Raw genomic sequence first — 25,837 nt, forward strand, 5'->3', positions numbered from 1 at the left:
TTACGTTGCTGCCGCTGCTGCTCGCCGTCCTGATGGGCGCGGCCGTCGCGGGTGTCCTCCTGGGCATCCGTATGATCCGCGCCGACGCCAAACTCCCCAGCGACCTCGCGCTCGCCCTGGAGGTCGGCGGAACCCGCGTCTCCAAGGCGGACTCGGCCGTCGACCGCCTCGGCATGCGCTTCGCGCCCACGGTCCTGCGCCTGATGGGCCCCCGCCGCGTCGAGGCCAAGCGCCGCCGCATCGACATGGCGGGGAACCCGGGCGGGCTGACCCTCAACCGCTACGCGGCCCGCCGCGCCGTCTACGGCGTCTTCGGCGTCGTACTCGGCTTCGTCTTCCTCTCCAACGGCCAGCTCCTCTTCGCCGCCCTGACATTGGCCTTCGGTCTTGTCGCCGCCGACGCCGCCATCTGGCAGGCCGTCCGGGAACGCAAGGAGGTCATCGACCGCACGCTGCCGGACTTCCTGGATGTGCTGGCGGTCGTGGTCTCGGCGGGCCTCGGCTTCCGCCAGGCCCTCGACAGGGTCGCGGAGAAGTACGAGGGGCCATGGGCGGACGAGTTGAGGATCACGTTGCGCCAGATGGACATGGGCGTCAGCCGCCGCCAGGCCTTCGACGAGCTCCGCAAACGCAACTCCTCCGAACAGGTCGCCCAGTTCGTCTCGGCCCTGCAACAGGGTGAGGAGCTTGGCTCCCCGATCGCCGAGACCCTCATCCAACTCGCCACGGACATGCGCCGCACCGACGCCCAGAACGCTCGACGCCGCGCCGCCAAGACCATCCCCAAGGCGACGATGGTCACCCTCGTCTTCATGCTCCCGGCCACGATGATCCTCATCGCGACGGGCATGTTCCTGGGCTCGGGGACGAACTTCGGCTCGATCCTGGGCCGATGATGAGCCGTCTCATCCGTAGCTGTGGGCATGCGTGCCGCTCGGGGCGGCACGGGTGGGCACAGCGGCACCTTGCGAGCGCCGGTGAGCGCCCTCTCCCCGACGGCAACCTCCACGCCGGGCAACCGGAAGCAGGGGCAGGCGCAAGTTGGCCCAAGGGTGGCAGCCGCGGGTACCTGGAGGACGACGCCCCGGCCCCGGGCGGCGTCCGCCTCCAGCTCAACGCCCTACAGGCCCTCTGCCGCCAGGCCTTCGCCGTCCGCCTCGCGGCCATCGCGATAGGCGCCCCCTTCGCGATGAGCAACGCGGCGGAAGGCCCACTGCGCTACGCGGTGCTCGCCGCCGCCGTCCTCGGCGTCATGGGCTCGTACGCGATGCTCAGGGACTGGGACCGCTTCGGCCCCCGCCTCCTGGCTCACCCCACGCTGATGGCCGTGGACCTGTTGTTCGGCGCCGTACTGCTCCTCACCGCGTCCCCCGCGTCGCCTCTGGCGTACGCGACGGTCTGCACCCCGCTCCTGTCGGGCCTGCTGTACGGCTGGCGCGCCACGGGAGTCTTCACGGGGCTGCAGCTGATCGTCCTGCTGACGGTGTTCAGGGCGTGGGAACACCGTCCGGGAGCGGGCGCCAACACCCTCCTCGTCGCCGGCTTCTGCATCGGCGCCGGCATCATCGGCGTAACCCTCCGCAACCTGATGTTCCGCTTCGGCACCGCCAGCCAGGCGCTGTCCGAGGCGAACTCCCGACTGGCCGTGGCGGAGGCCGTGGAGTCCGAACGGGCCCGCCTGGCCCGCGAGATGCACGACTCGGTGGCCAAGACACTGCACGGCCTGGCCCTGGCGGCGGAGGCGCTGGCGGCCTCGGCCGACGGCGCGGAGCCGGACCCGCACACGCTCAAACGTCAGGCGACGCTCGTGGCGGGCGCGGCGCGCCTCGCGGCCACGGAGTCCCGCGCACTCCTCTCGGATCTGCGACGCCACACGGACCTCACGACCCCGGACACGGACGACGTCCTGTCCGAACTCCAAGCCCGTACGGCGGATTTCTCCTCCCGCACACACCTCGCCACGGCGGTACGCCACCGGGGCGGGCGCCCGGTCCTGCCCAGCGCCACGGCCCACCACGTCCTGGCCATCGTGTCCGAGGCCCTGGAGAACGCACACCGCCACGCGGGCGCGCGCCAGGTCACGGTGGAACTCGAAGTCTCCGAGACCGAGTTCGCGCTACGAGTACGGGACGACGGAGGAGGCCTTCCCCCCTCCCTCACCCTCGACGACCTGACGAGAACCGGCCATTTCGGTCTGCTCGGCATGACGGAACGAGCCGCCCTGCTGGGCGGCAGCATCGCCCTGAACCGACCCCCGCAGGGCGGCACCGAGGTCCACCTGACCCTCTCGCTCTCCTCGGCCGCCGCCTCGCACACGCCCCCCACTCCCCAAGAGGAGGCCGCTCATGCCTGACCAGGCACTCACCGGCCCGCCCCTGCGTGTCCTCGTCGCCGACGACAACCCGGTCGTCCGGGCGGGCCTGACCGCGCTGCTCGGCGGCCACCCGGACATCGAGGTGGTCGCGGCGGCGGTGGACGGCGAGGAAGCCCTTGCGTACGCCGCCCGGCTGACCCCGGACGTCGTCCTCCTCGACGTCCGCATGCCCGGCACGGACGGCCTGACCGCCCTCCCCGAACTGGCCTGCCTGGCCCCCGTGATGATGCTGACCTACAGCCGCGAACCCGAGGTGGTCGCCGAGGCCCTGCGCCGAGGCGCGTCCGGCTACCTGGTCCACGGTGAGTTCACCGCCGCCGAACTGATCACGGCGGTACGGGATGTGCGGGACGGCAGACCGATCGTCCGGGCAACTGTCCCGGATTCACTCGGAGTTTCGTACGAACCGAACGAACTCGCTTCGCATCTGCAACCATCCATGGCACAGTTGTCAAAGGCTCGCCCCGCGTACGCGACGGGGCCGCGCCGTCCGAGCCCCAACCGGCCCGACTTCGGCCTGAGTTCAAGGGAGGTGGAGGTGATGGACCTCATCGCTGCCGGCATGAACAACCGCCAAATCGCCGCCGCCTGCTTCATCAGCGAGAAGACCGTCAAGAACCACATCAACCGCATCTTCGCAAAGCTGCACAGCTCCTCGCGCAGCGAAGCCATCGCCCACTGGCTGGGCACGACCCGCGAGGGGTGGAGCAGCCGATGACTCCACCCACGAGAAGTTGGGCCCCTGGGCCCACCCGGAGTAGGCGCGGTCTCACGTACGGTGCTCGGGTCGGTAGTGGCGTCGGGTGGGAGGGCAGTGACGATGAGCGGGTTCGACTGGTGGGCGCGAACCGTTGTCTCCCGGATGCGGGGGAAGGGGCGGGACGCGGGGGCCGGGTTCGTGGAGTATGCGGGCCTGATGATCATCATTGCGGGGATCTTTACGCTGATCGACCAGTTGGGGCTGGACGGGCTGATCTCGGGTGCGATCGGCGACGCAGTGAATCAGGTCATCGGCGGCGGCTGACGAGCACAGGCCTTCGCGGCGACAAAGGGCAGACTCTCCCGATCTACATTTGGTTGACGGGGATTCTGCTCTTTGCTGCGTTCGCCTTCTTTGCGTTTGCCCAGGCAGCGTCCGCGCGGAATGGAGCTCAATCCGCCGCGGATGCTGCGGCGTTGGCGGCGGCGCAGGATGCCCGGGACGAGCTGATGGATCGCTTGGGGCAGGTCGTAGGCCAGGACGACAACTGGCTGGACTGGCTCGACGGCGTGCAGGACCCGGAAGGTGTGGGGGCTACCGCCGCGGCTGAGCAGCTGGCCGCCGAGAACGACTCCACTGTCCAGGGCGGAGCCCAGCCCACGGTGATGGGCGGCTATCCGGGATTCCGGGTCGAAATCCAGACCAATTACACGGTCGGCGACTCGATCATCCCCGGCACGGAGGGTATGCGTGCCAGGGCTCATGCCACCGCTGTCATCCAGCCGCGCTGTGACTTCGACCCCGACGCGGATCCCAAGAAGCCCGTGAAGCTGGACTGCGGCGACGAGATCGTGAACATCGACCCCGGAGATTTCAATCCGGACGACCTTCCCGACGCGTCTGTGCTGTTCTCTGTGCATCTGGCTGAGTGAAAGGAAGCCGTACCGATGGATCTCCGGCACACCCACAAGGGCCGCAAGGTACTGGCCGCGGTAGCGATCACGACTGGCTTGGTCCTGACGGTGGCGGGCTGCGGTGGGGGAGGCGACGGCAAGTCGAAAGCGGACTCTTCTGCTTCCTCCTCCACGGCCAGCAAGGAAGACGGAAGCGATCAGAAGTCGTCGCAGACGCCGTCGACGGACAAGGTCCTGGCGACGGCGAAGGACGGAGACATCACCGTCACGATCACTTCTGCTGTCCGCGATCCCGGAGGCTTTGTCACCGTATCGGGCAACGTCAGGAACGATGGCGCAAAGTCCTGGCTCGGCGCCAACTGGGTTAGTGACGAGAGGGAGTTGCGCAAGAACGGCGGTTCACTGGCCGGCGCCAGCCTGGTGGACACGGAAGGCAAGAAGAAGTACCTCATTCTGAGGGACACGTCTGGTCGCTGCCTGTGCACGAAGTTCAGCGGTCAGATCAGTCCAGGCAGCACAGCCGAGTGGTACGCGCAATTCCCCGCTCCCCCTGAAGGCAGCACCAAGGTCGACTTCCAAGTCGGCTCCATGCCCCCCGCCTCCATCGAAATCTCCGAGGGCGAGTGACCCATGGCCCTCCCGCGCCGCACCACCGCGACAACGTTCACGGCCCTGGCCGTGCTGATCACGCTCGGCCTCCCCGGCGGCGGCCCGGCCTACGCCGACGACGATGACCCGAGCGCACCCCCAGGCAGCGTCACTACCTCCCCACCGCCGAAAGTGGATGCCAACAGCCCCGGCCTAAGGCTCGCCGACGGCGCCACGCTCGCGCCCGCCAAGGTCCTGGACATCAAGTCCGTCGTGGAGGACCTCGGCGGCGAGGAGCGCCGTGAGGACACCAACTCGGACGTGACGTTCGCGCTGCAGGCGGAGGTGCTGTTCCCCAAGGACAGCTCGAAACTGAACCCGGAGGCACGTTCCCGCATCCAGGCGATCGCGGACGAGATCAAGGCCCAGAACGCGACGACGGTCCGAGTCTTCGGCTTCACCGACAACCTCGGTTCGTACGCGCACGGCCTGACGCTCTCCAAGAAGCGCGCGGAAGCGGTCCACGACCAACTGGCCACCGCGCTCGGCTCGACGGACATCACCTTCGAGGTACGCGGCTACAGCGAGGACTACCCCATCGCCGACAACACCTCGGAACAGGGCCGCCGCAAGAACCGCCGTGTGGAGGTGACGTTCCCGCGCGGAGCGTCGGGAGCGAAGCACACGGCGGCAAACAGCTTCGGTACGGCCGTGCCCGACAGGGGCGCCGGGAAAAGCGCCGGGGTTCGCGATTTCTGAGCTCTCCTGTGTGCGAACCCGGACCAAAGTCGGGCCGTGAGGGCCTGTAGGTCCTGGGTTCTGAGCGCGGATCCAGAAGTTCTGAGCGCATCGGGGGCTGCGCAGCGGTACCCAAGCGTCGGCGGTTGTGGCGTTGCGCGGCGTCGTCCAGTCCAACCGCGCCCGGGCGGTGCGCGTGTACGCTCACCCTCGCCGTGCCAGCCGAGACTTGAAGTGCTGCCCCCACGCCGGCGCCAACTCCGACCCCGCTCGAGGAGCCATGCGTCGCACCACCCCCGTTGCCGTAGCCGTCACCCTTGCTGCCGCCCTCACCGCGGCCGGCTGCTCGTCGGACTCCGGCGGCAGCGAGCGCCGAAGCGTCGCCGCCGAGAAGCCCGTCGCCGAATCTGCCGCTGCCAAGGAGTTCCGCGCTGTCGTTGAGGCCGCCCGCAGTACGAGCGTGACGATCAGCGAATCGTTGGTCCTCCAGGACGACGGGAAGCGAACCGTCCTCGTCATTGACGGTCCCTTCGACCTCGCCCATGGCCGGGGGAAACTCTTCGTCCATGCAGGGGGCCCCATCGAACAACTCGACCAGATATTCGTCGGCGACAAGGCCTACCTCAGCACCCGCAAAGACCAATGGCTCGTGACCGACCGCTCGAAAGCCGAGTCCCACCACCTCCTGCGCGCCCCGCTCAACGACCCCCAGTATCTGCTCGCCCAGATCGCAGCCACCACCAAGGTCACGAAATCCAGCAAGGACCCCGTCTTCGGCGGCGCCGCCACCCACTACCGCGGCGTGCTCGGACACCACGCTCTGACCTCGCGCACGGCGGAGGAGCCCCGTGGCGAGATCGACGGATACCGGCAGGACCGCGAGGGCGCCCTGGTATCCGTCGACGCCTACGTGAAGCAGGGGCGACTCGCTCTGGTCGACCTTGACTTCCGGATGGACGACGATTTCGCCCACGTCAGCCTTCAACTGTCCGACTTCGGGGAACCGGTGGAAGTCACCGCACCCCCGTCTGCGACCCCGATCGCTCCTCCGGCCAAGGGAGCCCTGGCCTTCATGACAGGCTGACGCGGGACAGCGCAGCGGCGTCCCTCGCCCGTACTTCCGCGACACGGTCGACTGCGACAGGCCCGCCGGCCGGGTTCGATACCTCTCGAGAGCGGTACAGGAAGCGGCACCACTCCCACTTCGCGCCTGTCTTGGGCGAAGGGAGAAGGCGAGGTCAGAGCAGGTGATCCGCCTTGCCGGCCTTGATGTCCCGGATGAGGCTGGCCAGGGCCTCGCGGGTGTCGGTGAGGTGGTGGTCCTCCTGGCCGGCGACGGCGATGTAGGCGTTGCCGTTGGCGTCGGTGCCTATGCGGAAGCAGTTCGCGCCTTCGCCGCAGAAGGGGGCTTCCCAGGTGATGTCCGGCACGTGGTCTCCTAGAGGTCGTCGGCGAGGGCGCGGACGAAGTCGCGCGAGGCGTTCGGCGCGAGTGCCACGGCCTCGGCCGCGTCGAGCTGGGCTCGGTACTTGTCGAGCTGCGTCGCAGAGTCGATGAACTCGGGGCCATGCGTGCTGTCGAGTTCCACAGTGTCGAGCTGTGGCACGACCGACTCGACGTACACGACCGACTGCCCGGCCCCAGGGAAGCCGCCGGCCTTGAACGGGATGACCCGTATCGTGATGCCTTCCCGGTCGGACAGGCGCAGCAGGTGCTCCAACTGCCCCCGTGCCACGGCTGCTCCGCCGAATTCCATGCGCAGCGCGGCCTCGTGCACGATGACGTCCAGGGCCGGAGGTTCCGGCCGGTCGAGGACCTGCTGCCGATCCATTCGGTGCGCCACGCGTACGTCGATGTTGTTGTCGGGGAGCCGGGGGATCACGGCTTCAAAGACGGCGCGGGCGTGCTCCTTGGTCTGGAGCAGCCCTGGCAGGTGCACGGACAGCGCGATGCGCAGACGCTTGGCGTGCCACTCCATCTCGGCGATGTCCAGGAAAGTGGCAGGCAGCTGACCTCGATACGGCTCCCACCACCCCTTGTCCCTCTCGGCGGCCATGCAGGCCATGGCCTCGATGAGTGCCTGGTCCGCGCAGCCGTAGTTGTCCGCGAGGGTGTGTACGCGTTCGGGGCTGATGCCGGATCGGCCGGACTCCATGTTGGGCACGTTCGTCCGTGGAACGCCGAGCAATCCAGCGGCGTGCTCCGTCGTCATCCCGGCCGCGACCCGCATCTTGCGCAACTCGGCACCCAGGCGCCGCTGACGCTCCGTCGGTGCGCTTCTGGGCGCCATGCACTCTCCCGTCCGACCTGGTGACGAGGTCAGTCTGCCTTCGCTCGCAGCGGCGAGTCCACCGGGGATGCGACCGGTTCGAGCGAACTGGTAGTACACGTACTCCGTCGTGTTCTACAGTGAGTGACGCAACGCTCACGCACCGCACAGCCGGAAGCGCATCGCGCGAGCCTGCCCGCAGCCTCCTGCCCTGGGAGGGTGGGCCGCGCCAGGGAGACAGGCACACCGGTCGTGCGGTCACGCCACTTCACGTCACGCCACTTCACGTCACGTCACGTCGTGCCGCAGTCCAACACCCCCAAACCGTCAGGGAGTTACCCATGCCCGGAACCGTCGCCACCTGCCTGGTCCCCGGCGAAGCCCGCCCCGCGCCGCCCGCCCCGGAGGCACTCGCGTACTGCCTCACGCTCCCGGCGAGCTGCACCACACCGCGAATCGCCCGCGCCGCGACCCGTACGATCCTGTGGGCGCACGGCCTGTCCGACATCACGGACGCGGCGGTCCAGACGGTGTCCGAACTGGCCGCCTGCGCCTGCCGGTTCGCGTCGGCCGCCGAGGTGTACATGTCCCTTCGCTATCGGGACGGATCCCTCCGCGTGATCCTCTACGACAGCCACCCGCGCCATACGAACCCCCGCCTCGCCGCGGCCTGCGACGTCCGCCGTCGCGCGTCCCTCCGCCTCCTGGCGTGCGTCGTGCGCGCCTCTGACGGCGACTGGGGCTTCGGCGAGGCCCGCGAACCGGGCGGTGGCACACGGATGTGGGCCGTGGTGCCTCGCGTGGGTGCCCGGGCCTTTGCCCAGGCGGACCACACACGTGGATGACGTCGACGGGGGGGGAGGCGGGAGACGTGCCGGCTGTCGCCAGGCCGGCGCATCCGGGCGGCTGGGGGAAAGGAAAGGCTGTGCCTGGTGGCCGGTGAATGGACCGAAGTCGCCGATCGGTGCAGAGGGCAGGAACTGAGCGCCCTGCCCGGCGGTATTCCGGTGGGTGTGAGCCCGGGGTCGGCGTCGCAGGCGAGGCGACACGGTTCCTCGCGTCCTGGTCGGACGGGGGTGCTGGTGTCACGATGCCCCCGGGATGTCTTGTACACGACGTCGGTGAGGTCCGTGATGAGGAAGATCGTGCTGATGATGTCGGTGTCCCTCGACGGGTACATCGAGGGGCCGAACCGTGAGATCGACTGGCACGTGGTCGACGCCGAGTTGCTGCGGCACTTCAATCGCGAGATCCGGAAGCTGGGTGCTCTGCTGAGCGGGCGGGTGACGTACGAGCTGATGGCCGGGTACTGGCCGACGGCGGACAAGGATCCGGAGAGTACGCCAGAGGTGGTCGAGTTCGCGGGCATCTGGCGGAACATGCCCAAGGTGGTTTTCTCGCGCACGCTGGAGCGCGGCGAGGGGCACACCACCATCGTGCGGGAGGTCGTGCCCGAGGAGATCCGGGCGCTCAAGGAGCAGCCGGGCGGGGATCTGGGGCTCGGCGGGGCCGATCTCGCCGCCGCGTTCATGCGCCACGATCTCGTGGACGAGTTCCGGGTGTACGTCCATCCGGTGATCCTCGGCCGCGGCAAGCCGCTGTTCCCGGAGGCGGACACGCTGACCCGGCTCCGGCTGATCGAGGCGCGGGTCTTCGGCACCGGTGTCGTACAGCTGCGGTACGAGCGTGCCAACGCCGCCGAATCGTAAAGCAGTTGTCCGCGCGACACCTGGTGGGTAGGAAGGCCGCATGACTGGACTCGGCGCTGTGTTCCGACCCCAACTTCCTCCCGAACGGCTTCGCGCCATCGCCCGCCTCGCGGACGACGCCGGCCTCGAGGAGCTGTGGCTGTGGGAGGACTGCTTCCTCGAAGGGGGGATCTCCGCGGCCGCGGCCGCCCTCGCCTGGACCGAACGCGTGCGCGTCGGGGTGGGGCTGCTGCCCGTCCCGCTGCGGAACGTCGCCGTCACCGCGATGGAGACCGCCACGCTGCACCGGCTGTTCCCGGGGCGGGCCATCGTGGGCGTGGGCCACGGCGTGCAGGACTGGATGGGCCAGGTCGGGGCGCGGGCCGAGTCGCCCGTGACGCTGCTGCGTGAGCACCTCGATGCGTTGCGCGCGCTGCTGCGGGGAGAACGGGTCACCACCGACGGGCGGTATGTGAAGCTCGACGGTGTCGCCCTCGACTGGCCGCCCACCTCGGTGCCCGAGGTCCTCGCCGGCGCCACCGGGCCCCGTACGCTCCGGCTCTCCGGCGAAGCCGCCGACGGCACCATCCTCACCGCTTCCACCGCGCCCGAAGGTGTACGGCGGGCACGCCGACTCATCGACGAGGGCAGGCAGTCGGCCGGTCGGACCGACGAGCACCGCATCGTCGTCTATCTCCGCACCGCCACCGGACCCGACGCCGCCGCCCGGCTGCGCGCCGAGATCGAGGCCAACGGGGAGGATCCGGTCCCGGAGCACGGAGTCGCCGGTGACGCGGGCGCCGTCGCCAAGGCCGTCCAGCGCCTCGTGGACGCGGGGGCCGACACCGTCGTCCTCCAGCCCACCGCCGACGAACCGGATCCCGAGGGGTTCGTACGCTTCGTGGCTCAGGAAGTGCGCCCGCTGATCCCCTGAGCACGAGCGCGGCGGTCAGTGTCAGTGGCCGGTGCCACACTCGGTGAGCATGGATGAGGACGTACGTGATCGTCCGCCATGGCGAAACGAGCACGCCCTGCTCGTACTCGACGCATGACGCGCGCCCGAGGCTCCCGGGGCGCCCCGATCACCCCGGCCGGTGATCCCCCGCACCCCCGTCGATCAGCTCCCGCACGATGTCCATGTGCCCCGCGTGCCGGGCCGTCTCCTCGACCATGCGGATCAGGACCCAGCGCAGCGAGACCGTCGTGCCGCTCCACGACGTGCCCAGGTCGTCGAGGGACAGCTCGGAGATGGTGCGGTCGGCGGCGGCGCGGGCACGGCCGTAGAACCCGACGATCTGAGCCGTCGTCTCGCCCTGCCCCGCGCTCATGTCCTCCGCGCTTGCCGGGTCGAACCACAGGGGCTCGACCTCGCGCCCGAAGGTCGAGCAGAACCAGCCGTACTCGACGGAGGCGAGATGCTTCACCAGGCCCAGCAGGTTGGTGCCCGACGGCGTCATCACGCGTCGTACCTGCTCGTCGTCAAGGCCCTCCAGTTTCCACAGCACCGCGTCCCGATGCCGGTTGAGACTCGCGTGCAGACTTTCCTTCTCGCCCCCGGTGTACGGCACCCGGACGGCCCCTGGACTCGTCGTCATGCCCGGAACCTAACAGCGGGCACCGACAGCGCCCGGCGAAGGAAATTCCCTCGCGTCCGTGCGTGCCCGTTGAGACGATCGCCGTCATGACCGCCACCTCCCGCACCTTCGAAGACCTCGTCGCCGAAGCCGAGGCCGCGTCCGTCGACGGCTGGGACTTCTCCTGGTTCGAGGGCCGGGCCACCGAGCAGCGGCCCTCGTGGGGGTACGCGCGGGCGATGGGGGAGCGGCTGGCCCGCGCATCCGCCGCGCTCGACATCCAGACCGGTGGCGGCGAAGTCCTCGACTCCGCCCCGAAGCTGCCCCCGCTCACCGCCGCCACCGAGGGCTGGCCACCGAACGTCGCCAAGGCCACCGCCCTGCTCCACCCGCGTGGCGCCGTGGTCGTCGCCTCCCCGGAGGACGCGCCGCTCCCGTTCGCGGACGCGGCCTTCGACCTGGTCACCAGCCGGCACCCGGTACGGACGTACTGGGACGAGATCGCCCGTGTACTGCGCCCGGGAGGCACGTACTTCTCCCAGCAGATCGGCCCCGCGAGCGTCTTCGAGCTCGTCGAGTACTTCCTCGGCCCGCAGCCGGACGACAGCAAGAACGCCCGCCACCCCGACCGTGCCCGCGCCGCCGCCGAGGCCGCCGGGCTCGATGTCGTGGACCTACGGGCGGAGCGGCTGCGCGTCGAGTTCTACGACATCGGAGCCGTCGTCCACTTCCTGCGCAAGGTGATCTGGATGGTGCCCGGCTTCACCGTCGACCCGTACCGGCCCACGCTCCGCGCGCTGCACGAGCAGATCGAGGCGAAAGGCCCGTTCGTCGCCCACAGCACCCGCTTCCTGATCGAGGCGCGCAAGCCGGAGGCATGAAGGTCACGCATGCCCTCCCGCCGTCACCTTCCCCACCACCAACTCCGGCTTCGCCTCCAGAACTTCGCCCACCCGCTCCACCTGCCGAGCCAACTCCCGCTCCCGCGAGGCCGTCAGCCGGCCCAGCGGCTCCACGGTGACCGTCGTACGGCGTCCCTGGCGCCGCTGGTGCCAGACCCCGGCGACCACGCCGTCGACCAGCAGCACCGGGTAGTTCCCTGCCTGCCCGCCGGCGAGCGCGCGCTCGTACGCCGCACCGGGGAACAGCACCTCACGCGGCCGGCAGCCAATGGCGTACGCGTCGAAGTACGGCAGCAGCCGCACCCCGCGCACCGGCTCCCCGGGGAACTCCGTGTCGCCCGCCACCACCCACGCCGGGACGCCCTCGAAGTCGACCTCCTCGATGTCCCCCGCGTCCGCCAGCGAGGCGAAGAGTTCAAGAGCCCAACCGCCGGGAGCCGCGGCCCACTTGGCGAACTGCTGCGCCGTCGCGGGTCCGTAGGCGCGCAGATGGCGCCGTACGAGCAGGGAGAGCGCCTCGTCGGCGTCGAGCGGCTCGAAACGCGGAGGGCGCGTGTAGGTCACCTTGCGACCCCGGTTCGGGCCGAGGCACAACGTGCCCCGCTGGCCGGCCCGGTGCATCACCTGCCGCCAGCGCGGCCACATCCCCTGGAACGCGGGCATCACCAGGTCCCCGGCCCACGGTCCGGTGCGTGCCACGACCTCGTCGCTCAGCTCGTCGATGGTGAGGGGCGCGCCATCCAGGGCGTCGCCGATCGCCGCGACGACCTCGTCCGCCTGAGCGTCGGTGAGCCGTGCGTCCGGCCGGAACGGGCTCGGGCTGGGGACGGCCGCCAACGCGGAGGTCCAGAGGGGAAGTTCGGCGGACGGGAGCAGGTGCAGCGTGCCGCGCGGGCCGTGTGTCTTCACCAGCGAGCGGTCCTCCCACAGCGCCGCGCGCACGTCCGCCCGGGTCACCCCGTCGGCCCGGACCCCCACCGACACCTCTGCAGCCGACAACACCTGGGCGTGCGCGCCCAGCATCGCGCCGACCACGTCGGCGACCGGCGTGCCGGCCTTCGCGGGAACGGCCAGGAACTGCCGTTCCATGCGCCGCGCGCTCGCCTCGTCCCATGTGATCCTCAAGGTCATGGGGCGACGCTAGACCGTAAAGAGGTCAGATCCTGTCCGCTGTGCCGGACATCCTCATGGTGCGCCATCCTGCCGAATCTGACGAGGAGTTGACCATGTCGAAGGGCAAGGGCCCCTACACCTGCGGTCTCGATGCCGCCGTGGATGTTGTCGGCGGCAAGTGGAAGCCGATGATCCTGTGGGCGTTGCACGTGGGCGGGACGCTGCGCTTCGGGGAGCTGCGCAGACATGTCTCGGGGGTCAGCGAGAAGGTGCTGAGCCAGCAGCTGCGCGAACTGGAGGCGGACGGAATCGTGCACCGGGAGGTGTACGGGGAGGTGCCACCCAGGGTGGAGTACTCACTGACCGACCTCGGGGAGACGCTCAACACCGCCCTGCTGCCGCTGGGCGAATGGGGTGATCGACACATGCGCGAGCTGATTGACCGAAAACACCCCAATGAGGCCCACCGCGCGTGAGACAGCCGTCCGTATCGCGGACGTGTGCCGGGTATCGCCGGGTATCACGGGGCACATCTCCACAGGTTTTCCACATCGTTATCGAGGGTGGCTCGCCTCGGTTGTTCGCCTCGCGTAAGTTCAGACCAAGGTAATTCGCGTGAGCAAAGCTGCGCGTGTGGCACCGCGCAGTGGAGGGGGCTGCGCGGTGCTGCCCCCACGCCCTGACGTGATGTCACACCTCGTGGACCGTGACCCGCACCCCGCGCCGTACGCCCCACCGCTCCATCGCCCCGGCCTCCGCCTCCAGGACGCGCCGGGCCCGCGGCCGCGGCAGCCCCACCCGGCCCGGACGCATCGTCCGCACTGCCAGGACCCGCGACTTCCGGTCCAGATAGGCGACATCGATCGCGAACCGCATCCCCACGGTGTGCACCGAGTTCGCCGGACTCAGCAGTAGCGCGCCCTCGATCCCGTCGCGTCCCAGCAGTCCGCGCCGCCGAGAGCGCGCCGACTCGGCGCGCTCGAGCGGCACCGGCTCCGGCGTCTCGGGGGTGGTGAACGTGGCCATGGCTGCGAAGTTAGCGGCGGCGTCAAGCGGGCGGGCGCCGCGGGCGTCACCCGCCTGGAGTACGTCCGGGCAAGTCGGCGCGGAAATCACAACCGGGTGCAAACCCGTCGGATCTCCCCGCATCCTCCGCGGTTCCCTTCGAATCAGCTGTGATTCGGCCATGATCAGGCCCTGAATCGGGGCTTCCGGGCCCATCGGGGTGTTGTCGGCCGATTTCGGAGAGTAGTTGTGGCACGCCGATGCACGCGCCATCCCTTACGAAGGGTTATGGTGGAAACCCCCCCTCGGGCCGGTCCGTCTCCCCCCCACGGACCGGCCCGTTTTTTCTGCCCGCACTCGGTGGCCCGACGGGCGCCCCCGTGCGCCCCCGGCCCCGCCGACCCGCACCCCGGTGACTCAGCGCCCACCGGCGGCCGACTCGCCTCGCGGCGTCAGCTCCGACCGGCCCAGATGTTCGTGCCCGGCGTCGACACCGCGAACGTGTCGATCTCCTTCAGCTCCTCGTCCGTGAGCTTCGGCGCCGCCAGCGCCGCCACGTTCTCCTCGAGCTGCGCCACGCTGGACGCGCCGATGAGGGCGGAGGTCATCCGCTCGTCGCGCAGCACCCAGGTGAGCGCGAGCTGGGCGAGAGACTGACCGCGGCGGGCCGCGATGTCGTTCAGCCCGTTCAGCCGGCGTACCACCTCGTCGCTCAGCAGGTTCGGGTCCAGCGACTTGCCCTGCGTCGCGCGCGAGCCCTCCGGGATGCCCTTGAGGTACTTGCCCGTCAGCAGGCCCTGCGCGAGCGGCACGAACGAGATGCAGCCCATGCCGGCCGCCTCCAGCGTGTCGAGCAGCTCGTCGTCCTCCGTCCAGCGGTTGATCATCGAGTACGAGGGCTGGTGGATGAGCGGACGGACACCCATCTCGGTGAGGATCCGGGCCGCCTCGGCGGTCTGCTCGCTGCTGTACGACGACACGCCGACGTACAGCGCCTTGCCCTGCTGGACCGCGGACGCGAGCGCGCCCATCGTCTCCTCCAGCGGAGTGTCCGGATCGAAGCGGTGCGAGTAGAAGATGTCGACGTGGTCGACGCCCATCCGCTTCAGCGACGCGTCCAGGGATGACAGCAGGTACTTGCGCGAACCCCACTCGCCGTACGGGCCGGGGTGCATGAGGTAGCCCGCCTTGGTCGAGATGACCAGTTCGTCGCGGTAGGGCGCGAAGTCCTGCTTCAGCAGCTTGCCGAAGTTGAGCTCGGCCGAGCCGGGCGGCGGTCCGTAGTTGTTCGCCAGGTCGAAGTGGGTGACGCCCAGGTCGAAGGCGCGGCGCAGGATCGCGCGCTGGGAGTCCAGCGAGCGGTCGTCGCCGAAGTTGTGCCACAGGCCGAGCGAGACGGCGGGCAGCTTGAGCCCGCTGCGGCCCGTACGCCGGTATTCCATCGAGTCGTACCGGTCCGTTGCGGCGCGGTATGCAGACGTGTCGTTCATGCAGAGGAAACTACGACAAGCCACTGACACCTCACAGCAAGGGCTCGGCCGGGGGCCCGGGGGCCTCCCCGGGAGGACACGCTCCAGGGGTAGGCTTCGCCCCGGGGGACCGCCATACGGACAGGGGCTGTGCTCGCTCGCGCCTGTCCGACCCGCACGGAGGGGCTGACAACACGTGACCTTGCGCGACAACCTGCGCCGTCTGCTGGTCAGGTTCTATGCACGCAGGGTGGAGGGCCACCTCGACCACGACCAGGTGCCCAAGCACATCGGGGTCATCATGGACGGCAACCGGCGCTGGGCGAAGGCCGCGGGCTCGACCACGGCCCAGGGGCACCGGGCCGGCGCCGACAAGATCGAGGAATTCCTCGGCTGGTGCTCGGAGACCGATGTCGAGGTCGTCACCCTGTGGCTGTTGTCCACGGACAACTTCGACCGCCCGCAGGAGGAGCTCGGCCCGCTGCTCGGCATCATCGAGGGCGTCGTCCGCACCCTCGCCGCCGACGGCCGCTGGCGGGTGCACCACGTGGGCACGCCCGACCTGCTGCCCTCGGGGATGCAGACGGTACTGAAGGAGGCCGAGGAGTCCACCGCGCACGTCGAGGGGATAGTCGTCAACGTCGCCATCGGCTACGGCGGCCGGCAGGAGATCGCCGACGCCGTCCGCTCGATGCTCCTCGACGCCCATGAGAAGGGCACCTCGATCGGGGACCTCGCCGACACGGTCGACATCGACCTCATCGGCAAGCACCTCTACACCGGCGACCAGCCCGATCCCGACCTGGTGATCCGTACCAGCGGCGAGCAGCGGCTGTCCGGATTCATGCTCTGGCAGACCGCCCACTCCGAGTACTACTTCTGCGAAGTCTTCTGGCCGGCCTTCCGAAAGGTCGACTTCCTGCGTGCCCTGCGCGATTACGCGGCGCGACATCGTCGTTACGGTGGCTGATCCCACCGGCATCCCGGGACCGCACGTCACCAGGAGTTAACGAACGCGCCGTCATATGCCGTGGCATGGCGTGGCGTGTTCGAGGGCATAAGCCTTCCAGGTCGATGCCCGAACCACGGGTGTCGGATCTCAGCGGACGGCACGGGGCCGTCCGCCCGGGAGGCCCTTTGCACCAGCCCGACCGTGCGGTCAGTACGGACGAGACGGAGGGCCGGTTTCCGGCCCGCGCAATGCGGCCAGGACCGGTCCAGCTCCTCTCCGTCGCTCCCCGACCTCATCCGAGGGGGTACGTCCTTCCGTGGTGACCAGCACAAAGCGCCACAAGCCTGACCGGCGCACCTATGTTCTCGACACCAGCGTCCTGCTGGCCGACCCGAATGCCCTGAGCCGCTTCGACGAGCACGAGGTCGTGCTTCCGATCGTCGTGGTCACGGAACTGGAGGCCAAGAGGCACCATCCCGAACTCGGCTACTTCGCCCGGCAGGCGCTGCGCCTGCTCGACGAGTTCCGGGTGCGGCACGGCCGCCTCGACTCTCCCATCCCGATCGGGGACCTCGGCGGGACCGTACGCGTCGAGCTCAATCACTCGGACCCCAGCGTGCTGCCCAGCGGCTACCGCCTGGGGGACAACGACTCCCGGATCCTCGCGGTCGCCCGCAATCTGCAGGCCGAGGGGTACGACGTCACGGTCGTGTCGAAGGACCTGCCGCTCCGGATCAAGGCCTCGTCCGTCGGGCTCCTCGCCGAGGAGTACCGCGCGGAACTCGCCATCACGGGCTCCTCCGGCTGGACCGGAATGTCCGAGCTGACCCTCTCGGGCGAGCAGGTGGACGTCCTCTTCGACGTGGGCCACGCCTATGTCCCCGAGGTGGCCGAACTGCCGGTGCACACGGGCCTGACCATCCAGTCGGAGCGCGGCAAGGCACTGGGGCGCGTCACGTCCGAGGGCAACGTCCGTCTCGTACGGGGCGATCGGGAGGCGTTCGGCATCAAGGGGAGGAGTGCTGAACAGCGCATCGCCCTTGATCTGCTGCTTGACCCCGACATCGGGATCGTGTCGATGGGCGGCCGGGCCGGCACCGGCAAGTCCGCGCTCGCGCTCTGCGCCGGCCTGGAGGCCGTCCTGGAGCGGCGCCAGCACCAGAAGGTGATGGTCTTCCGCCCGCTGTACGCGGTGGGTGGGCAGGAGCTCGGCTATCTGCCCGGCTCCGAGTCCGAGAAGATGAGCCCCTGGGCGCAGGCGGTCTTCGACACCCTCTCCGCGGTCACCAGCCGCGAGGTCATCGAGGAGGTCACCGCGCGCGGCATGCTGGAGGTGCTGCCGCTCACCCACATCCGCGGCCGCTCCCTCCACGACGCCTTTGTGATCGTGGACGAGGCCCAGTCGCTGGAACGGAATGTGCTGCTGACCGTTCTGTCCCGAATCGGTGCCAATTCGCGGGTTGTTCTCACCCATGACGTGGCGCAAAGGGACAATCTGCGCGTCGGCCGGTACGACGGAGTGGTCGCCGTCGTCGAGAAGTTGAAGGGCCATCCGCTCTTCGCGCATGTGACCCTCAATCGGTCCGAGAGGTCCCAGATTGCTGCCCTTGTGACCGAAATGCTGGAGGACGGTCAGATCTGACCCGACTCACCCCACCTGGTCAAAGGGTGGTGGATACACGGTAGTTGGCGCCGTCCGGCAAAGGCGAAGAGCCTAGCCGGGCGGCGTCTGGGTGTGTGCTCGTTTCCGGAAAACTCCCGGGGCAAACGAGGTGTGAGCTTTCACACGCAACTCAGAATTGCCTTGCGGCGTCGGGTTACGGCAGAGTCTCACTCCTGTCAGGCCCCGCATACGACACACCTGTACCCCCAGCGGTACGGCACCACAGGAACCTCAGAACTCCATAGAGCCGTCGTATGCCGCCCGAGCACCACGCGGCGCTCCTTTCGCAGGAGTTGCCCACCGGGCCCGTGTCTCCCGTGACCCCGCAGTTGGGAGACCAGAGCCAGGGGCACGATTGCGTCCGCCAGGGTCACCGAAGCGGGCGATGCTGGAAGGAAACCGTGTGAGCCGGATTTCGGTCCGGGGATTCGCAGTGGCCTCTGCCACCGCGGTCACCGCTGTCGGAAGCGTCGTCGGAGTTGCCTCGGGCAGCACCGCCCAGCCCTCGAACGACGCCGAGGCGACGGCAAGTGACTCGACTCTCCTCGCGGACATACCTACGGGCCAGCAGGCCCAGGTGCAGACCGCGTCCCTGACGCAGCAGGCCGACGCACAGGCCATCGCCGCGGACGCGAGCGCCAAGAAGGATGCGGAGGCGGCTGCCCGCAAGCAGGCGGCCGACGACGCGATCGCGAAGCAGAAGGCCGCGGAGAAGGCAGAGCAGGAAGCCAAGGAGCGCAAGGCGGCGCAGGAAGCGGCCAGCCGCTCCGCGACGCGTGACGCTTCCAGCTTCTCCGTCAAGTCCTCGTACACCACCGCGCAGATCCAGGCGATGGCACGCCAGATGGTGCCGAGCGGTCAGTTCCAGTGCTTCAGCAACATCGTGGACCACGAGTCCAGCTGGAACTACAAGGCGGTCAACGCCTCCTCGGGTGCCTACGGTCTCTTCCAGGCCCTCCCCGGCTCCAAGATGTCGTCCGTCGGTTCCGACTGGCAGACGAACCCGGCCACACAGATCAAGTGGGGCCTCAACTACATGAACAGCCGCTACGGCAGCCCGTGCGAGGCCTGGTCGTTCTGGCAGGCCAACAGCTGGTACTGAGCCCCACGCCGTACGCCGGCCGCTCAACCTTCTGAAGCCCCTCCCCGTCCTAGGGTGAGGGGCTTCGGCCATGTACGGTCGGAACCGACGACTCCAGGGGGGAGTGGTGGGGAGCAACGGGGGAAAAGGAACGATCATGTCGCGAGTGCCAGGGTGGCTCGGCCGGCTGGGCGCCGGACTGACCGAGCTGGGGGAGCGGTTGGACGAGCGCCGCGCCGAGGTGGAGAAGGAGTCGGGGGGCTCCCTCGACTCCGAGGACGCGCTCGGTTTCCGTGAGGACGGGACACCGCACGACTCGCCGGTCGCGGACGCCGGGACATCCGCGCCCGCCGCCGGGAGCCCTCCCGAGGACGCTTCCGAGGACCGAACTCGGAACCCTTCCGAGAGCCTTCCCCGGGACGGTGTGCCCGTGCCTTCCGTCGCGTATGTGCCGGTTGCGGCCGATCGCCCCGACCCCGCCCTCGCCGTGCCGTGGGGTGTGCGGGTCGCGGCCGAGGCGGGCTGGCGGCTGCTCGTACTCGCGGGCACCGTCTGGGTGTTGATGCGGGTGATCAGTGCCGTACAGCTGGTGGTACTGGCCTTCGTGGCCGCGCTGCTCATCACCGCGCTGCTGCAGCCGACGGTGGCCCGTCTGAAGAGTTACGGAGTGCCGCGCGGGTTCGCCACCGCGCTCACCGCGATCCTCGGCTTCGTCATCATGGGACTGGTCGGCTGGTTCGTGGTCTGGCAGGTCCAGGAGAACATCGACAACCTCTCCGACCAGATCCAGGACGGCATCGACGAGTTGCGCAAATGGCTCCTCAACAGCCCGTTCCATGTGACGGACAAACAGATCAACGAGATCGCGAAGAACCTGCGCGAAGCGGTCGGCGCGAACACCGACCAGATCACCTCGGCGGGCCTCGAAGGCGTGACCGTCATCGTCGAGGCGCTGACCGGCATCCTCCTGACGATGTTCTCGACCCTCTTCCTGCTCTACGACGGCAAGCGGATCTGGGAGTGGACGCTCAAGCTCGTCCCGGCCGCCGCCCGGCCGGGTGTCGCGGGCGCGGGGCCGCGGGCGTGGCGCACGCTGACGGCGTATGTGCGCGGGACGGTGATAGTGGCGTTGATCGACGCGACCTTCATCGGCTTGGGCATCTATTTCCTCGACGTCCCCATGGCCGTCCCGCTGGCGGTCTTCATCTTCCTGGGGGCGTTCATTCCGCTCGTGGGTGCCGTGATTTCCGGGGCGTTGGCGGTGGTGGTCGCCCTCGTGACGCAGGGTGTGTTCACGGCGGTGATGACGCTGGTCGTGGTGCTCGCGGTGCAGCAGATCGAGGGCCACATTCTGCAGCCGTTCATTCTGGGGCGGGCGGTGCGGGTCCACCCTCTGGCGGTGGTCCTCTCGGTCGCCGCAGGGGGGATGATCGCCGGGATCGGGGGTGCCGTGGTCGCGGTGCCGCTGGTCGCGGTCACCAACACGGTGGTGGTGTACCTGCGTTCCTACGCCCGCGAAGCGGGCCTTCGCCATGCGCCCGAGCCCCGGGGCGCCACAGCGGTGGACGCGGCCCCGGTCCACCGGCCGACGCCGTAGTCTTCTTCGCCCCCTCCGCCCCTGCCCCAGACCCCGTTCGCGCAGTTCCCCGCGCCCCTGAAAAGGGGCGCGGGGAACTGCGCGATCTTTTGCGGGGGTCTGGGGGCGGCAGCCCCCAGTAACGGGACGGGCAGGGGCGGAGGGGGCGAAAAACCCAAGGCCCCGTCCACCCCAAGCCGGGGTGGACGGGGCCCGAGAAGGACACTCCGTGGAGGCTACTGCGCGAGAACCGCCTCGGCGTCCAGCGTCGTCCCGACCGCCTGAATCACCGCCGCGATCTTGAAGGCCTCCTGGATGGTCTCCCGGTCGACCCCCGCCTTGCGGAGCACCTGCTCGTGGGAGTCGAGGCACTGCCCACAGCCGTTCACGGCGGAGACGGCGAGCGACCACAGCTCGAAGTCGACCTTCTCGACACCGGGGTTGCCGATGACGTTCATCCGCAGGCCGGCGCGCAGGGTGCCGTACTCGGGGTCCGACAGCAGGTGCCGCGTCCGGTAGAAGACGTTGTTCATCGCCATGACCGCGGCGGCCGACTTGGCAGCGGTGTACGCCTCGGGCGAGAGCTGGGCCTTCGCCTCGGGCTCCAGCTCACGCAGCACGCGCGGCGAGCGCGAGGCGATGGCGCATGCCAGCACGGTGCCCCACAGCTGCTGCTGCGGGAGCTCCGAGTTGCCGATGACCGAGCCCAGGTTCAGGCGCAGGTCCTTCGCGTAGTCCGGTAGGGCGGACTTCAGTTCGTCGAGGGCCATGGAGGGTTACTCACCCGCCAGGAGCGCCACCGGGTCGAGGGTGTTCTCGCCCTTGGTCCAGTTGCAAGGGCAGAGCTCGTCCGTCTGCAGGGCGTCCAGGACCCGCAGGACCTCCTTGGGGTTACGGCCGACGGAGCCGGCGGTCACCATGGAGAACTGGATCTCGTTGTTCTGGTCGACGATGAACACGGCACGCTTGGCGAAGCCGTCCTCGCCCTCGATGCCGAGGTCACGCATGAGCTCGTGCTTCGAGTCGGCCATCATCGGGAAGGGCAGGTCGCGCAGGTCGTCGTGGTCCTTGCGCCAGGCGTGGTGCACGAACTCGGAGTCGCCGGAGAAGCCGAGCACCTGGGCGTCACGGTCGGCGAACTCGTCGTTCAGCTTGCCGAAGGCCGCGATCTCGGTCGGGCACACGAAGGTGAAGTCCTTGGGCCACGCGAAGACGATCTTCCACTTGCCCTCGTAGGTCTTGTGGTCGATCTGCTCGAACTCCTTGCCCTTCTCCAGCGAGACACAGGCAGTCAGATCGAACGGGGGGAACTTGTCACCGACAGTGAGCACGCGCTCTCCTTGCAGCGAGGAATAGCCCCTTTTGAGGGCGTTTCCCATGGGTTGGACGTGATCGATGGTGGCACACGCTGCATTGATTCGGGAAATAGCTACACTCGGTCGTGTTGATCGGCTACAACTATCAGTGACTATGAGTAAGAGGTACGGCCATGGCAAGCCCGATGGGCGGCAAGGTGAGCTCCAAGGGGAACGGGCGCCGGCAGCCCAGCCTCGCCCAGCTGCGCGCCTTCGCCGCCGTGGCCGAGCATCTCCACTTCCGCGACGCGGCCGCCGCGATCGGTATGAGCCAGCCCGCGCTGTCGGGTGCGGTCTCCGCCCTTGAGGAAACGCTCGGGGTGACGTTGCTGGAGCGTACGACCCGCAAGGTGCTGCTCTCGCCCGCCGGTGAGCGTCTTGCCGTACGCGCGAAGGTGGTACTGGAAGCGGTCGGTGCGTTCATGGAAGAGGCCGAGGCCGTCCGTGCGCCGTTCACCGGAACCCTCCGCCTCGGCGTCATCCCCACCGTCGCGCCCTACCTCCTGCCCACCGTCCTCAAGCTCGTCCACGACCGTTACCCGGACCTCGACCTCCAGGTCCACGAGGAGCAGACGGCCAATCTGCTGGAGGGGCTGGCCGTCGGCCGCCTCGATCTGCTGCTTCTCGCCGTGCCGCTCGGTGTGCCCACCGTCACCGAACTCCCCCTGTTCGACGAGGACTTCGTGCTCGTGACGCCGCTGGACCACTGGCTGGGAGGCAGGGAGGGAATTCCCCGCGAGGCCCTGCGGGAGCTGAATCTGCTGCTGCTCGACGAGGGTCACTGTCTGCGCGACCAGGCCCTCGACATCTGCCGGGAGGCGGGCCGTGCCGACGCCCCCGTCACCACCACCGCCGCGGGTCTGTCCACGCTCGTCCAACTCGTCGCCGGCGGCCTCGGCGTGACCCTTCTCCCGCGTACCGCCGTCAAGGTGGAGACGACCCGCAGCAACCAGCTGCTCACCGGGTACTTCGCGGATCCGGCGCCCACGCGGCGTATTGCGCTGGCGATGCGCTCCGGCGCGGCGCGCGGGGCGGAGTACGAGGAGTTGGCCGCGGCGCTGCGCGAGGCCCTGCGTCCCCTGCCCGTACGGGTGTTGGGCCCGGAAGACTGAAACTGCTGTGCACAGACGGTCATTTGGGTGACCGATGGAGCCTCGTGAAGGGCGGGAGAATTCAACTTCCGTCAGGTAGTGCGACTCTCGCTGAAATATGCGCCCGGACTGATACACATACCCCCTCAGTGTGACGCATCAGGCGTCTGTACGAGGCTCCGGAGGCTCAAGGGGAGTGATGTCGGGCTATCGGGATTCCCTTGGCCGGGTCGGATACGACCTGCTGTGGCACGCGCTGGACCAGTGCCATCGCGAGGAGGAGACCGGGGGACTGCGGGTCTCCGGGAAGCCCGGGGGAGTCTTCCACTTCCGCGACGGCCTCGTCGTCGCCGTACAGAGCCCCGGTGCCCCGGGGCCCGAGGCACGGATGCTGCGCACCGGCCGGATCAGTGGTGAGCAGTGGGCGGAGCTGCTCCGGGAGGCCGGGGGGACGAGCTGGCCGGAGGCCGGACTGGTCGCGCACGGCCACGCGGGCGCCGCCCAACTCAGGGTCGTCTGCATGATGGCGCTGCAGGACGCTGCCTTCGCCGTGGTCGCAGGGCACGTGGACGGCTGCGAACGGCTCGACGCGGCCGAGCCCTTCGCGCCCGTCGCCGTGGGCGAGGCGCCGGGGCGGCTGCTGCAGGACGCGACCCGCAAGCTGGCCGCTCTCGCCGCGCTCCCTCACCCTGTACGGCCCGATCGTGAACGGCCCAGGCCCGTGCCCGGGGCGGACCTCCTGCGCGTCCGACTCTCCCCTGAGCAACGGGAGTTGCTGGCGCACGCCGATGGCCGGCGGACCGCCCGCGACATCGCCTTCGCGACCGGACACGCTGTCTACACCGTGACCGTCGTCATGGCCCGCATGATCGGCGAGGGCCTCCTGGAATGGACGGCCGAAACCGAGCCGATCGCCCCGATCACCATCCACCTCCCGCCCACGGTCGCACTGCACCCCAGACCGCCGTCCACTCCTCGTCCGGCGGAGGGCGCGTGGGAAGCGGATCGGGGCGAGGAGCCGGTGGGGGAGTGGCCCGAAGTGGACGGTGTCGAGGGGCCCATACCGGAGCGGCCCGAAGCGGCCGGTGGCGAGGAGCCCGTACGGGAGCGGCCGGAAGCGGACGGTGGCGAGGAGCCCGTACGGGAGCGGCCGGAAGCGGACGGTGGCGAGGAGCGCGTACGGGACTGGCCGGAAGCGGAAGGTGGTGGAGGGCTCGTAGCGCAGGAAGAGTCCCGCCCGACCGGTGCCGGCGGACTCGGGGCGGAGACGCCCGCACCGGATGATGCCGATGAGTCGACGGGTACGGCGTCCGGACCGGATGGTGCGGGGGAGTCGGCGGGCACGGCGTCCGGACCGGATGGTGCGGGGGAGTCAGCGGGCACGGCGTTTGGACCGGGCGGTGCGGGGGAGTCAGCGGGTTCCGGACTGGATGATGCCGATGAATCGGCGGGTACGGCGCCCGCACCGGACGGTGACGGAGAGCCGGCGGATACGGCGCCCGCACCGGACGGTGCCGCAGAGTGGCCCGCCTCTGTGGTGGAGCCCGCCCTTCGGCCCACGGAAGGGACCCCTCGTATCGCTCCGGAGGTGGTCTGGGCGCTTGCCTCCATGGTGGGCACGGGTACCGGCGCCTCCACGGCGGAGGACGCGGCGCTGACCCCTCCGTCCGAGGCCGACGCCCCCACCACACCCCCACGTCCTACCAGCTCAGATCTCCCCCGGCGCAACCCCGGGGCGAGCGGGATCACCGAGACTCTCGCTCCGGAAAGCGCCGGGGCGAGTTGGAAAGGGTTCTTCCGTCTGCGCAACCGGATCTGGACCCCGGATTCCGGTACCTGACATTCCCGGGGAACCGCGAAGTGGATCAGCGCTCTTCTGCGCGAGAACGAACAAGTGTGATCAGGCATCAGGGAGTTCAGCACATGGATCACGAGGCACTGGCCATGGAAATGAGAGGCCTGCGGGAGCAGGTGACCGGAATTACCGACACGGCGGTGGCGGCTGCGGACGGACTGCTCATCGCGGCGGACACCGCGGACACCATCGACCCGGAGGGACTCGCCGCGATCGCGGCGGCGGGCCTGGGCATCGCCCGACGGGCGGCCGAGACGACAGGCCGGGGAACCTTCCGGCAGACGGTGACATACGGCAGCCAGGGCTGCGCCGCCTTCTACGCGGTCGGCGACACCGCGTTGATGGTGGTCCTGGGCGACGAGGGCATCGACCTCGACCGGCTCCACGCGGAGACCCGGCCCGCCCTGGGACGCATCGGAACGATCCTGACCGCGACTGAAGGAGTCTGACCGCATGGCGACGAAGAGGATGACCCCGGGGTTCTCCGACCAGGTCCTGAGCCTGGTCAAGTCCCTCCGCACCGACGCACCGGACTGTGTGGCCTCGGGCGCGGTCGACATGTCGACCGGCATGCTGTTGGCCTACGAGACCGTGGACAATCACCCGCCCGAGGTCCTGGACCTGCTCGCGGGCGCGACCCTCGACCTGTTCCAGGGGCGTACGGTCGTGATGATCGAGGACGTCTTCAAGGAGCGCCGGGGCGTCAGCAGCGATCAGCATTTCTTCCAGGAGATCCTGGTGAACAGCGACAACCTGACGCACCTGTTCGTACGCATGAACGACCACCAGGACGTCGTCGCGGTGGTCGTCTGCCGCAAGTCGGTGAATGTGGGCATGCTCTTCGCCCAGGTCAGACGTGTCGTGAAGGAATACACCGTCTGACGGCCGCGGGGTCCGAGCGAGAGACAGCGCGCGACGTGGCGGCGCCCT

General features: G+C 69.3%; 29 protein-coding genes. 21 read left to right on the plus strand and 8 right to left on the minus strand.

Going from position 1 to position 25,837, the window contains the following annotated elements; all coding sequences use genetic code 11:
* Nucleotides 1-5: 5 nt before the first annotated feature.
* From IEY95_RS34140 to IEY95_RS34175, 8 genes are all read left to right on the plus strand, one after another.
* The gene (locus IEY95_RS34140) at nucleotides 6-896 is read left to right on the plus strand and encodes a DUF5936 domain-containing protein (protein WP_268240536.1); all 891 of its coding nucleotides are present in this window, start codon (nucleotides 6-8) and stop codon (nucleotides 894-896) included.
* Complete coding sequence (locus IEY95_RS34145) at nucleotides 893-2,353, plus strand: sensor histidine kinase (protein ID WP_229703556.1); 1,461 nt, start codon at nucleotides 893-895, stop codon at nucleotides 2,351-2,353. The genes IEY95_RS34140 and IEY95_RS34145 overlap by 4 nt, the downstream gene beginning before the upstream one ends.
* Nucleotides 2,346-3,092: a response regulator gene (locus tag IEY95_RS34150; protein ID WP_189190057.1), complete on the plus strand. Its 747-nt coding sequence runs from the start codon at nucleotides 2,346-2,348 to the stop codon at nucleotides 3,090-3,092. The genes IEY95_RS34145 and IEY95_RS34150 overlap by 8 nt, the downstream gene beginning before the upstream one ends.
* Before the next feature lie 102 nt (nucleotides 3,093-3,194).
* The gene (locus IEY95_RS34155; protein ID WP_189190058.1) at nucleotides 3,195-3,398 is read left to right on the plus strand and encodes a hypothetical protein; all 204 of its coding nucleotides are present in this window, start codon (nucleotides 3,195-3,197) and stop codon (nucleotides 3,396-3,398) included.
* Between the two features lie 41 nt (nucleotides 3,399-3,439).
* Nucleotides 3,440-4,006, plus strand: a complete 567-nt coding sequence (locus tag IEY95_RS34160; RefSeq protein WP_189190191.1) for a pilus assembly protein TadG-related protein — start codon at nucleotides 3,440-3,442, stop codon at nucleotides 4,004-4,006.
* Between the two features lie 15 nt (nucleotides 4,007-4,021).
* Nucleotides 4,022-4,615 (plus strand): hypothetical protein, encoded by a 594-nt coding sequence (locus tag IEY95_RS34165; RefSeq protein ID WP_189190059.1) that lies wholly within the window; start codon nucleotides 4,022-4,024, stop codon nucleotides 4,613-4,615.
* A gap of 3 nt (nucleotides 4,616-4,618) precedes the next feature.
* On the plus strand, nucleotides 4,619-5,335 hold the full coding sequence (locus IEY95_RS34170; RefSeq protein WP_229703558.1) for an OmpA family protein: 717 nt from the start codon (nucleotides 4,619-4,621) through the stop codon (nucleotides 5,333-5,335).
* 259 nt (nucleotides 5,336-5,594) lie between these two features.
* Entirely contained in the window at nucleotides 5,595-6,398 is an 804-nt protein-coding gene (locus tag IEY95_RS34175) for a hypothetical protein (RefSeq protein ID WP_189190060.1), read from the plus strand.
* A gap of 154 nt (nucleotides 6,399-6,552) precedes the next feature.
* Here IEY95_RS34175 and IEY95_RS34180 read toward each other — a convergent pair whose 3' ends face one another.
* Together IEY95_RS34180 and IEY95_RS34185 are read right to left on the minus strand one after the other, a co-directional pair.
* Nucleotides 6,553-6,744 (minus strand): hypothetical protein, encoded by a 192-nt coding sequence (locus IEY95_RS34180; RefSeq protein ID WP_189190061.1) that lies wholly within the window; start codon nucleotides 6,742-6,744, stop codon nucleotides 6,553-6,555.
* Nucleotides 6,745-6,752: 8 nt separating this feature from the next.
* Entirely contained in the window at nucleotides 6,753-7,604 is an 852-nt protein-coding gene (locus IEY95_RS34185) for a helix-turn-helix domain-containing protein (protein WP_189190062.1), read from the minus strand.
* Between the two features lie 320 nt (nucleotides 7,605-7,924).
* Between IEY95_RS34185 and IEY95_RS34190 the strand changes: the two genes are divergently transcribed.
* The 3 genes from IEY95_RS34190 to IEY95_RS34200 all read left to right on the plus strand — a co-directional run bounded on the left by IEY95_RS34190 (nucleotide 7,925) and on the right by IEY95_RS34200 (nucleotide 10,205).
* Complete coding sequence (locus tag IEY95_RS34190; RefSeq protein ID WP_189190063.1) at nucleotides 7,925-8,428, plus strand: ATP-binding protein; 504 nt, start codon at nucleotides 7,925-7,927, stop codon at nucleotides 8,426-8,428.
* A gap of 288 nt (nucleotides 8,429-8,716) precedes the next feature.
* The gene (locus IEY95_RS34195; RefSeq protein ID WP_189190064.1) at nucleotides 8,717-9,292 is read left to right on the plus strand and encodes a dihydrofolate reductase family protein; all 576 of its coding nucleotides are present in this window, start codon (nucleotides 8,717-8,719) and stop codon (nucleotides 9,290-9,292) included.
* 40 nt (nucleotides 9,293-9,332) lie between these two features.
* Nucleotides 9,333-10,205, plus strand: a complete 873-nt coding sequence (locus IEY95_RS34200; RefSeq protein ID WP_189190065.1) for an LLM class flavin-dependent oxidoreductase — start codon at nucleotides 9,333-9,335, stop codon at nucleotides 10,203-10,205.
* A 148-nt stretch (nucleotides 10,206-10,353) separates the two neighbouring features.
* On the opposite strand, the gene IEY95_RS34205 is transcribed toward IEY95_RS34200, so the two are convergent.
* A complete protein-coding gene (locus IEY95_RS34205) occupies nucleotides 10,354-10,866 on the minus strand; it encodes a DinB family protein (protein WP_189190066.1) in 513 nt (170 codons plus the stop codon).
* An 86-nt stretch (nucleotides 10,867-10,952) separates the two neighbouring features.
* Between IEY95_RS34205 and IEY95_RS34210 the strand changes: the two genes are divergently transcribed.
* Nucleotides 10,953-11,726, plus strand: coding sequence for a class I SAM-dependent methyltransferase (locus tag IEY95_RS34210; RefSeq protein ID WP_189190067.1), 774 nt, complete (start codon nucleotides 10,953-10,955; stop codon nucleotides 11,724-11,726).
* A gap of 3 nt (nucleotides 11,727-11,729) precedes the next feature.
* Here the strand turns inward: IEY95_RS34210 and IEY95_RS34215 are convergent, their stop codons facing one another.
* A complete protein-coding gene (locus IEY95_RS34215; RefSeq protein ID WP_189190068.1) occupies nucleotides 11,730-12,878 on the minus strand; it encodes a winged helix DNA-binding domain-containing protein in 1,149 nt (382 codons plus the stop codon).
* Nucleotides 12,879-12,973: 95 nt separating this feature from the next.
* On the opposite strand from IEY95_RS34215, the gene IEY95_RS34220 reads away from it, so the two are divergent.
* Nucleotides 12,974-13,336, plus strand: a complete 363-nt coding sequence (locus tag IEY95_RS34220) for a winged helix-turn-helix transcriptional regulator (RefSeq protein WP_189190069.1) — start codon at nucleotides 12,974-12,976, stop codon at nucleotides 13,334-13,336.
* Between the two features lie 214 nt (nucleotides 13,337-13,550).
* On the opposite strand, the gene IEY95_RS34225 is transcribed toward IEY95_RS34220, so the two are convergent.
* Together IEY95_RS34225 and mgrA are read right to left on the minus strand one after the other, a co-directional pair.
* Nucleotides 13,551-13,886: a DUF192 domain-containing protein gene (locus IEY95_RS34225; protein ID WP_189190070.1), complete on the minus strand. Its 336-nt coding sequence runs from the start codon at nucleotides 13,884-13,886 to the stop codon at nucleotides 13,551-13,553.
* A 431-nt stretch (nucleotides 13,887-14,317) separates the two neighbouring features.
* Nucleotides 14,318-15,355 (minus strand): L-glyceraldehyde 3-phosphate reductase, encoded by a 1,038-nt coding sequence (gene mgrA / locus IEY95_RS34230; protein WP_189190071.1) that lies wholly within the window; start codon nucleotides 15,353-15,355, stop codon nucleotides 14,318-14,320.
* 175 nt (nucleotides 15,356-15,530) lie between these two features.
* Between mgrA and IEY95_RS34235 the strand changes: the two genes are divergently transcribed.
* The 4 genes from IEY95_RS34235 (at nucleotide 15,531) to IEY95_RS34250 (ending at nucleotide 20,627) form a co-directional block, all read left to right on the plus strand.
* A complete protein-coding gene (locus tag IEY95_RS34235) occupies nucleotides 15,531-16,304 on the plus strand; it encodes an isoprenyl transferase (RefSeq protein ID WP_189190072.1) in 774 nt (257 codons plus the stop codon).
* 298 nt (nucleotides 16,305-16,602) lie between these two features.
* Nucleotides 16,603-17,928, plus strand: coding sequence for an RNA 5'-3' helicase PhoH2 (gene phoH2, locus IEY95_RS34240; protein WP_189190073.1), 1,326 nt, complete (start codon nucleotides 16,603-16,605; stop codon nucleotides 17,926-17,928).
* 424 nt (nucleotides 17,929-18,352) lie between these two features.
* Nucleotides 18,353-19,051: a lysozyme family protein gene (locus IEY95_RS34245; RefSeq protein WP_505994149.1), complete on the plus strand. Its 699-nt coding sequence runs from the start codon at nucleotides 18,353-18,355 to the stop codon at nucleotides 19,049-19,051.
* 136 nt (nucleotides 19,052-19,187) lie between these two features.
* A complete protein-coding gene (locus IEY95_RS34250) occupies nucleotides 19,188-20,627 on the plus strand; it encodes an AI-2E family transporter (protein ID WP_189190075.1) in 1,440 nt (479 codons plus the stop codon).
* 215 nt (nucleotides 20,628-20,842) lie between these two features.
* Here the strand turns inward: IEY95_RS34250 and IEY95_RS34255 are convergent, their stop codons facing one another.
* Nucleotides 20,843-21,376 carry an alkyl hydroperoxide reductase gene (locus IEY95_RS34255; RefSeq protein WP_189190076.1) on the minus strand — a complete coding sequence of 178 codons (534 nt, stop codon included), beginning with the start codon at nucleotides 21,374-21,376 and terminating at the stop codon, nucleotides 20,843-20,845.
* A gap of 6 nt (nucleotides 21,377-21,382) precedes the next feature.
* Nucleotides 21,383-21,937, minus strand: coding sequence for a peroxiredoxin (locus IEY95_RS34260; protein ID WP_189190077.1), 555 nt, complete (start codon nucleotides 21,935-21,937; stop codon nucleotides 21,383-21,385).
* A 158-nt stretch (nucleotides 21,938-22,095) separates the two neighbouring features.
* On the opposite strand from IEY95_RS34260, the gene IEY95_RS34265 reads away from it, so the two are divergent.
* From IEY95_RS34265 to IEY95_RS34280, 4 genes are all read left to right on the plus strand, one after another.
* A complete protein-coding gene (locus tag IEY95_RS34265; protein ID WP_229703559.1) occupies nucleotides 22,096-23,073 on the plus strand; it encodes a LysR substrate-binding domain-containing protein in 978 nt (325 codons plus the stop codon).
* 178 nt (nucleotides 23,074-23,251) lie between these two features.
* Nucleotides 23,252-24,892: a hypothetical protein gene (locus IEY95_RS50450; protein ID WP_308429373.1), complete on the plus strand. Its 1,641-nt coding sequence runs from the start codon at nucleotides 23,252-23,254 to the stop codon at nucleotides 24,890-24,892.
* An 83-nt stretch (nucleotides 24,893-24,975) separates the two neighbouring features.
* Nucleotides 24,976-25,356, plus strand: a complete 381-nt coding sequence (locus tag IEY95_RS34275; protein ID WP_189190078.1) for a roadblock/LC7 domain-containing protein — start codon at nucleotides 24,976-24,978, stop codon at nucleotides 25,354-25,356.
* Nucleotides 25,357-25,360: 4 nt separating this feature from the next.
* Nucleotides 25,361-25,789: a hypothetical protein gene (locus IEY95_RS34280; protein WP_189190079.1), complete on the plus strand. Its 429-nt coding sequence runs from the start codon at nucleotides 25,361-25,363 to the stop codon at nucleotides 25,787-25,789.
* Nucleotides 25,790-25,837 lie beyond the last annotated feature (48 nt).

It is taken from the genome of Streptomyces albiflavescens (genome assembly GCF_014645835.1).
In the GTDB taxonomy this organism is placed as follows: Bacteria; Actinomycetota; Actinomycetes; order Streptomycetales; family Streptomycetaceae; genus Streptomyces; species Streptomyces albiflavescens.

What these genes read in the sequence shown, in the direction of transcription:
- IEY95_RS34215 (WP_189190068.1), bottom strand. Translation starts at nt 12,878, where the DNA reads ATGACCTTGAGGATCACATGGGACGAGGCGAGCGCGCGGCGCATGGAA.
- IEY95_RS34265 (WP_229703559.1), top strand. Translation starts at nt 22,096, where the DNA reads ATGGCAAGCCCGATGGGCGGCAAGGTGAGCTCCAAGGGGAACGGGCGC.
- IEY95_RS34190 (WP_189190063.1), top strand. Translation starts at nt 7,925, where the DNA reads ATGCCCGGAACCGTCGCCACCTGCCTGGTCCCCGGCGAAGCCCGCCCC.
- IEY95_RS34175 (WP_189190060.1), top strand. Translation starts at nt 5,595, where the DNA reads ATGCGTCGCACCACCCCCGTTGCCGTAGCCGTCACCCTTGCTGCCGCC.
- IEY95_RS34225 (WP_189190070.1), bottom strand. Translation starts at nt 13,886, where the DNA reads ATGGCCACGTTCACCACCCCCGAGACGCCGGAGCCGGTGCCGCTCGAG.
- IEY95_RS34250 (WP_189190075.1), top strand. Translation starts at nt 19,188, where the DNA reads ATGTCGCGAGTGCCAGGGTGGCTCGGCCGGCTGGGCGCCGGACTGACC.
- IEY95_RS34200 (WP_189190065.1), top strand. Translation starts at nt 9,333, where the DNA reads ATGACTGGACTCGGCGCTGTGTTCCGACCCCAACTTCCTCCCGAACGG.
- IEY95_RS34205 (WP_189190066.1), bottom strand. Translation starts at nt 10,866, where the DNA reads ATGACGACGAGTCCAGGGGCCGTCCGGGTGCCGTACACCGGGGGCGAG.
- IEY95_RS34150 (WP_189190057.1), top strand. Translation starts at nt 2,346, where the DNA reads ATGCCTGACCAGGCACTCACCGGCCCGCCCCTGCGTGTCCTCGTCGCC.
- IEY95_RS34165 (WP_189190059.1), top strand. Translation starts at nt 4,022, where the DNA reads ATGGATCTCCGGCACACCCACAAGGGCCGCAAGGTACTGGCCGCGGTA.
- IEY95_RS34220 (WP_189190069.1), top strand. Translation starts at nt 12,974, where the DNA reads ATGTCGAAGGGCAAGGGCCCCTACACCTGCGGTCTCGATGCCGCCGTG.
- IEY95_RS34280 (WP_189190079.1), top strand. Translation starts at nt 25,361, where the DNA reads ATGGCGACGAAGAGGATGACCCCGGGGTTCTCCGACCAGGTCCTGAGC.
- IEY95_RS34275 (WP_189190078.1), top strand. Translation starts at nt 24,976, where the DNA reads ATGGATCACGAGGCACTGGCCATGGAAATGAGAGGCCTGCGGGAGCAG.
- IEY95_RS34195 (WP_189190064.1), top strand. Translation starts at nt 8,717, where the DNA reads ATGAGGAAGATCGTGCTGATGATGTCGGTGTCCCTCGACGGGTACATC.
- IEY95_RS34210 (WP_189190067.1), top strand. Translation starts at nt 10,953, where the DNA reads ATGACCGCCACCTCCCGCACCTTCGAAGACCTCGTCGCCGAAGCCGAG.
- mgrA (WP_189190071.1), bottom strand. Translation starts at nt 15,355, where the DNA reads ATGAACGACACGTCTGCATACCGCGCCGCAACGGACCGGTACGACTCG.
- IEY95_RS34145 (WP_229703556.1), top strand. Translation starts at nt 893, where the DNA reads ATGATGAGCCGTCTCATCCGTAGCTGTGGGCATGCGTGCCGCTCGGGG.
- IEY95_RS34185 (WP_189190062.1), bottom strand. Translation starts at nt 7,604, where the DNA reads ATGGCGCCCAGAAGCGCACCGACGGAGCGTCAGCGGCGCCTGGGTGCC.
- IEY95_RS34255 (WP_189190076.1), bottom strand. Translation starts at nt 21,376, where the DNA reads ATGGCCCTCGACGAACTGAAGTCCGCCCTACCGGACTACGCGAAGGAC.
- IEY95_RS34170 (WP_229703558.1), top strand. Translation starts at nt 4,619, where the DNA reads ATGGCCCTCCCGCGCCGCACCACCGCGACAACGTTCACGGCCCTGGCC.
- IEY95_RS50450 (WP_308429373.1), top strand. Translation starts at nt 23,252, where the DNA reads ATGTCGGGCTATCGGGATTCCCTTGGCCGGGTCGGATACGACCTGCTG.
- IEY95_RS34155 (WP_189190058.1), top strand. Translation starts at nt 3,195, where the DNA reads ATGAGCGGGTTCGACTGGTGGGCGCGAACCGTTGTCTCCCGGATGCGG.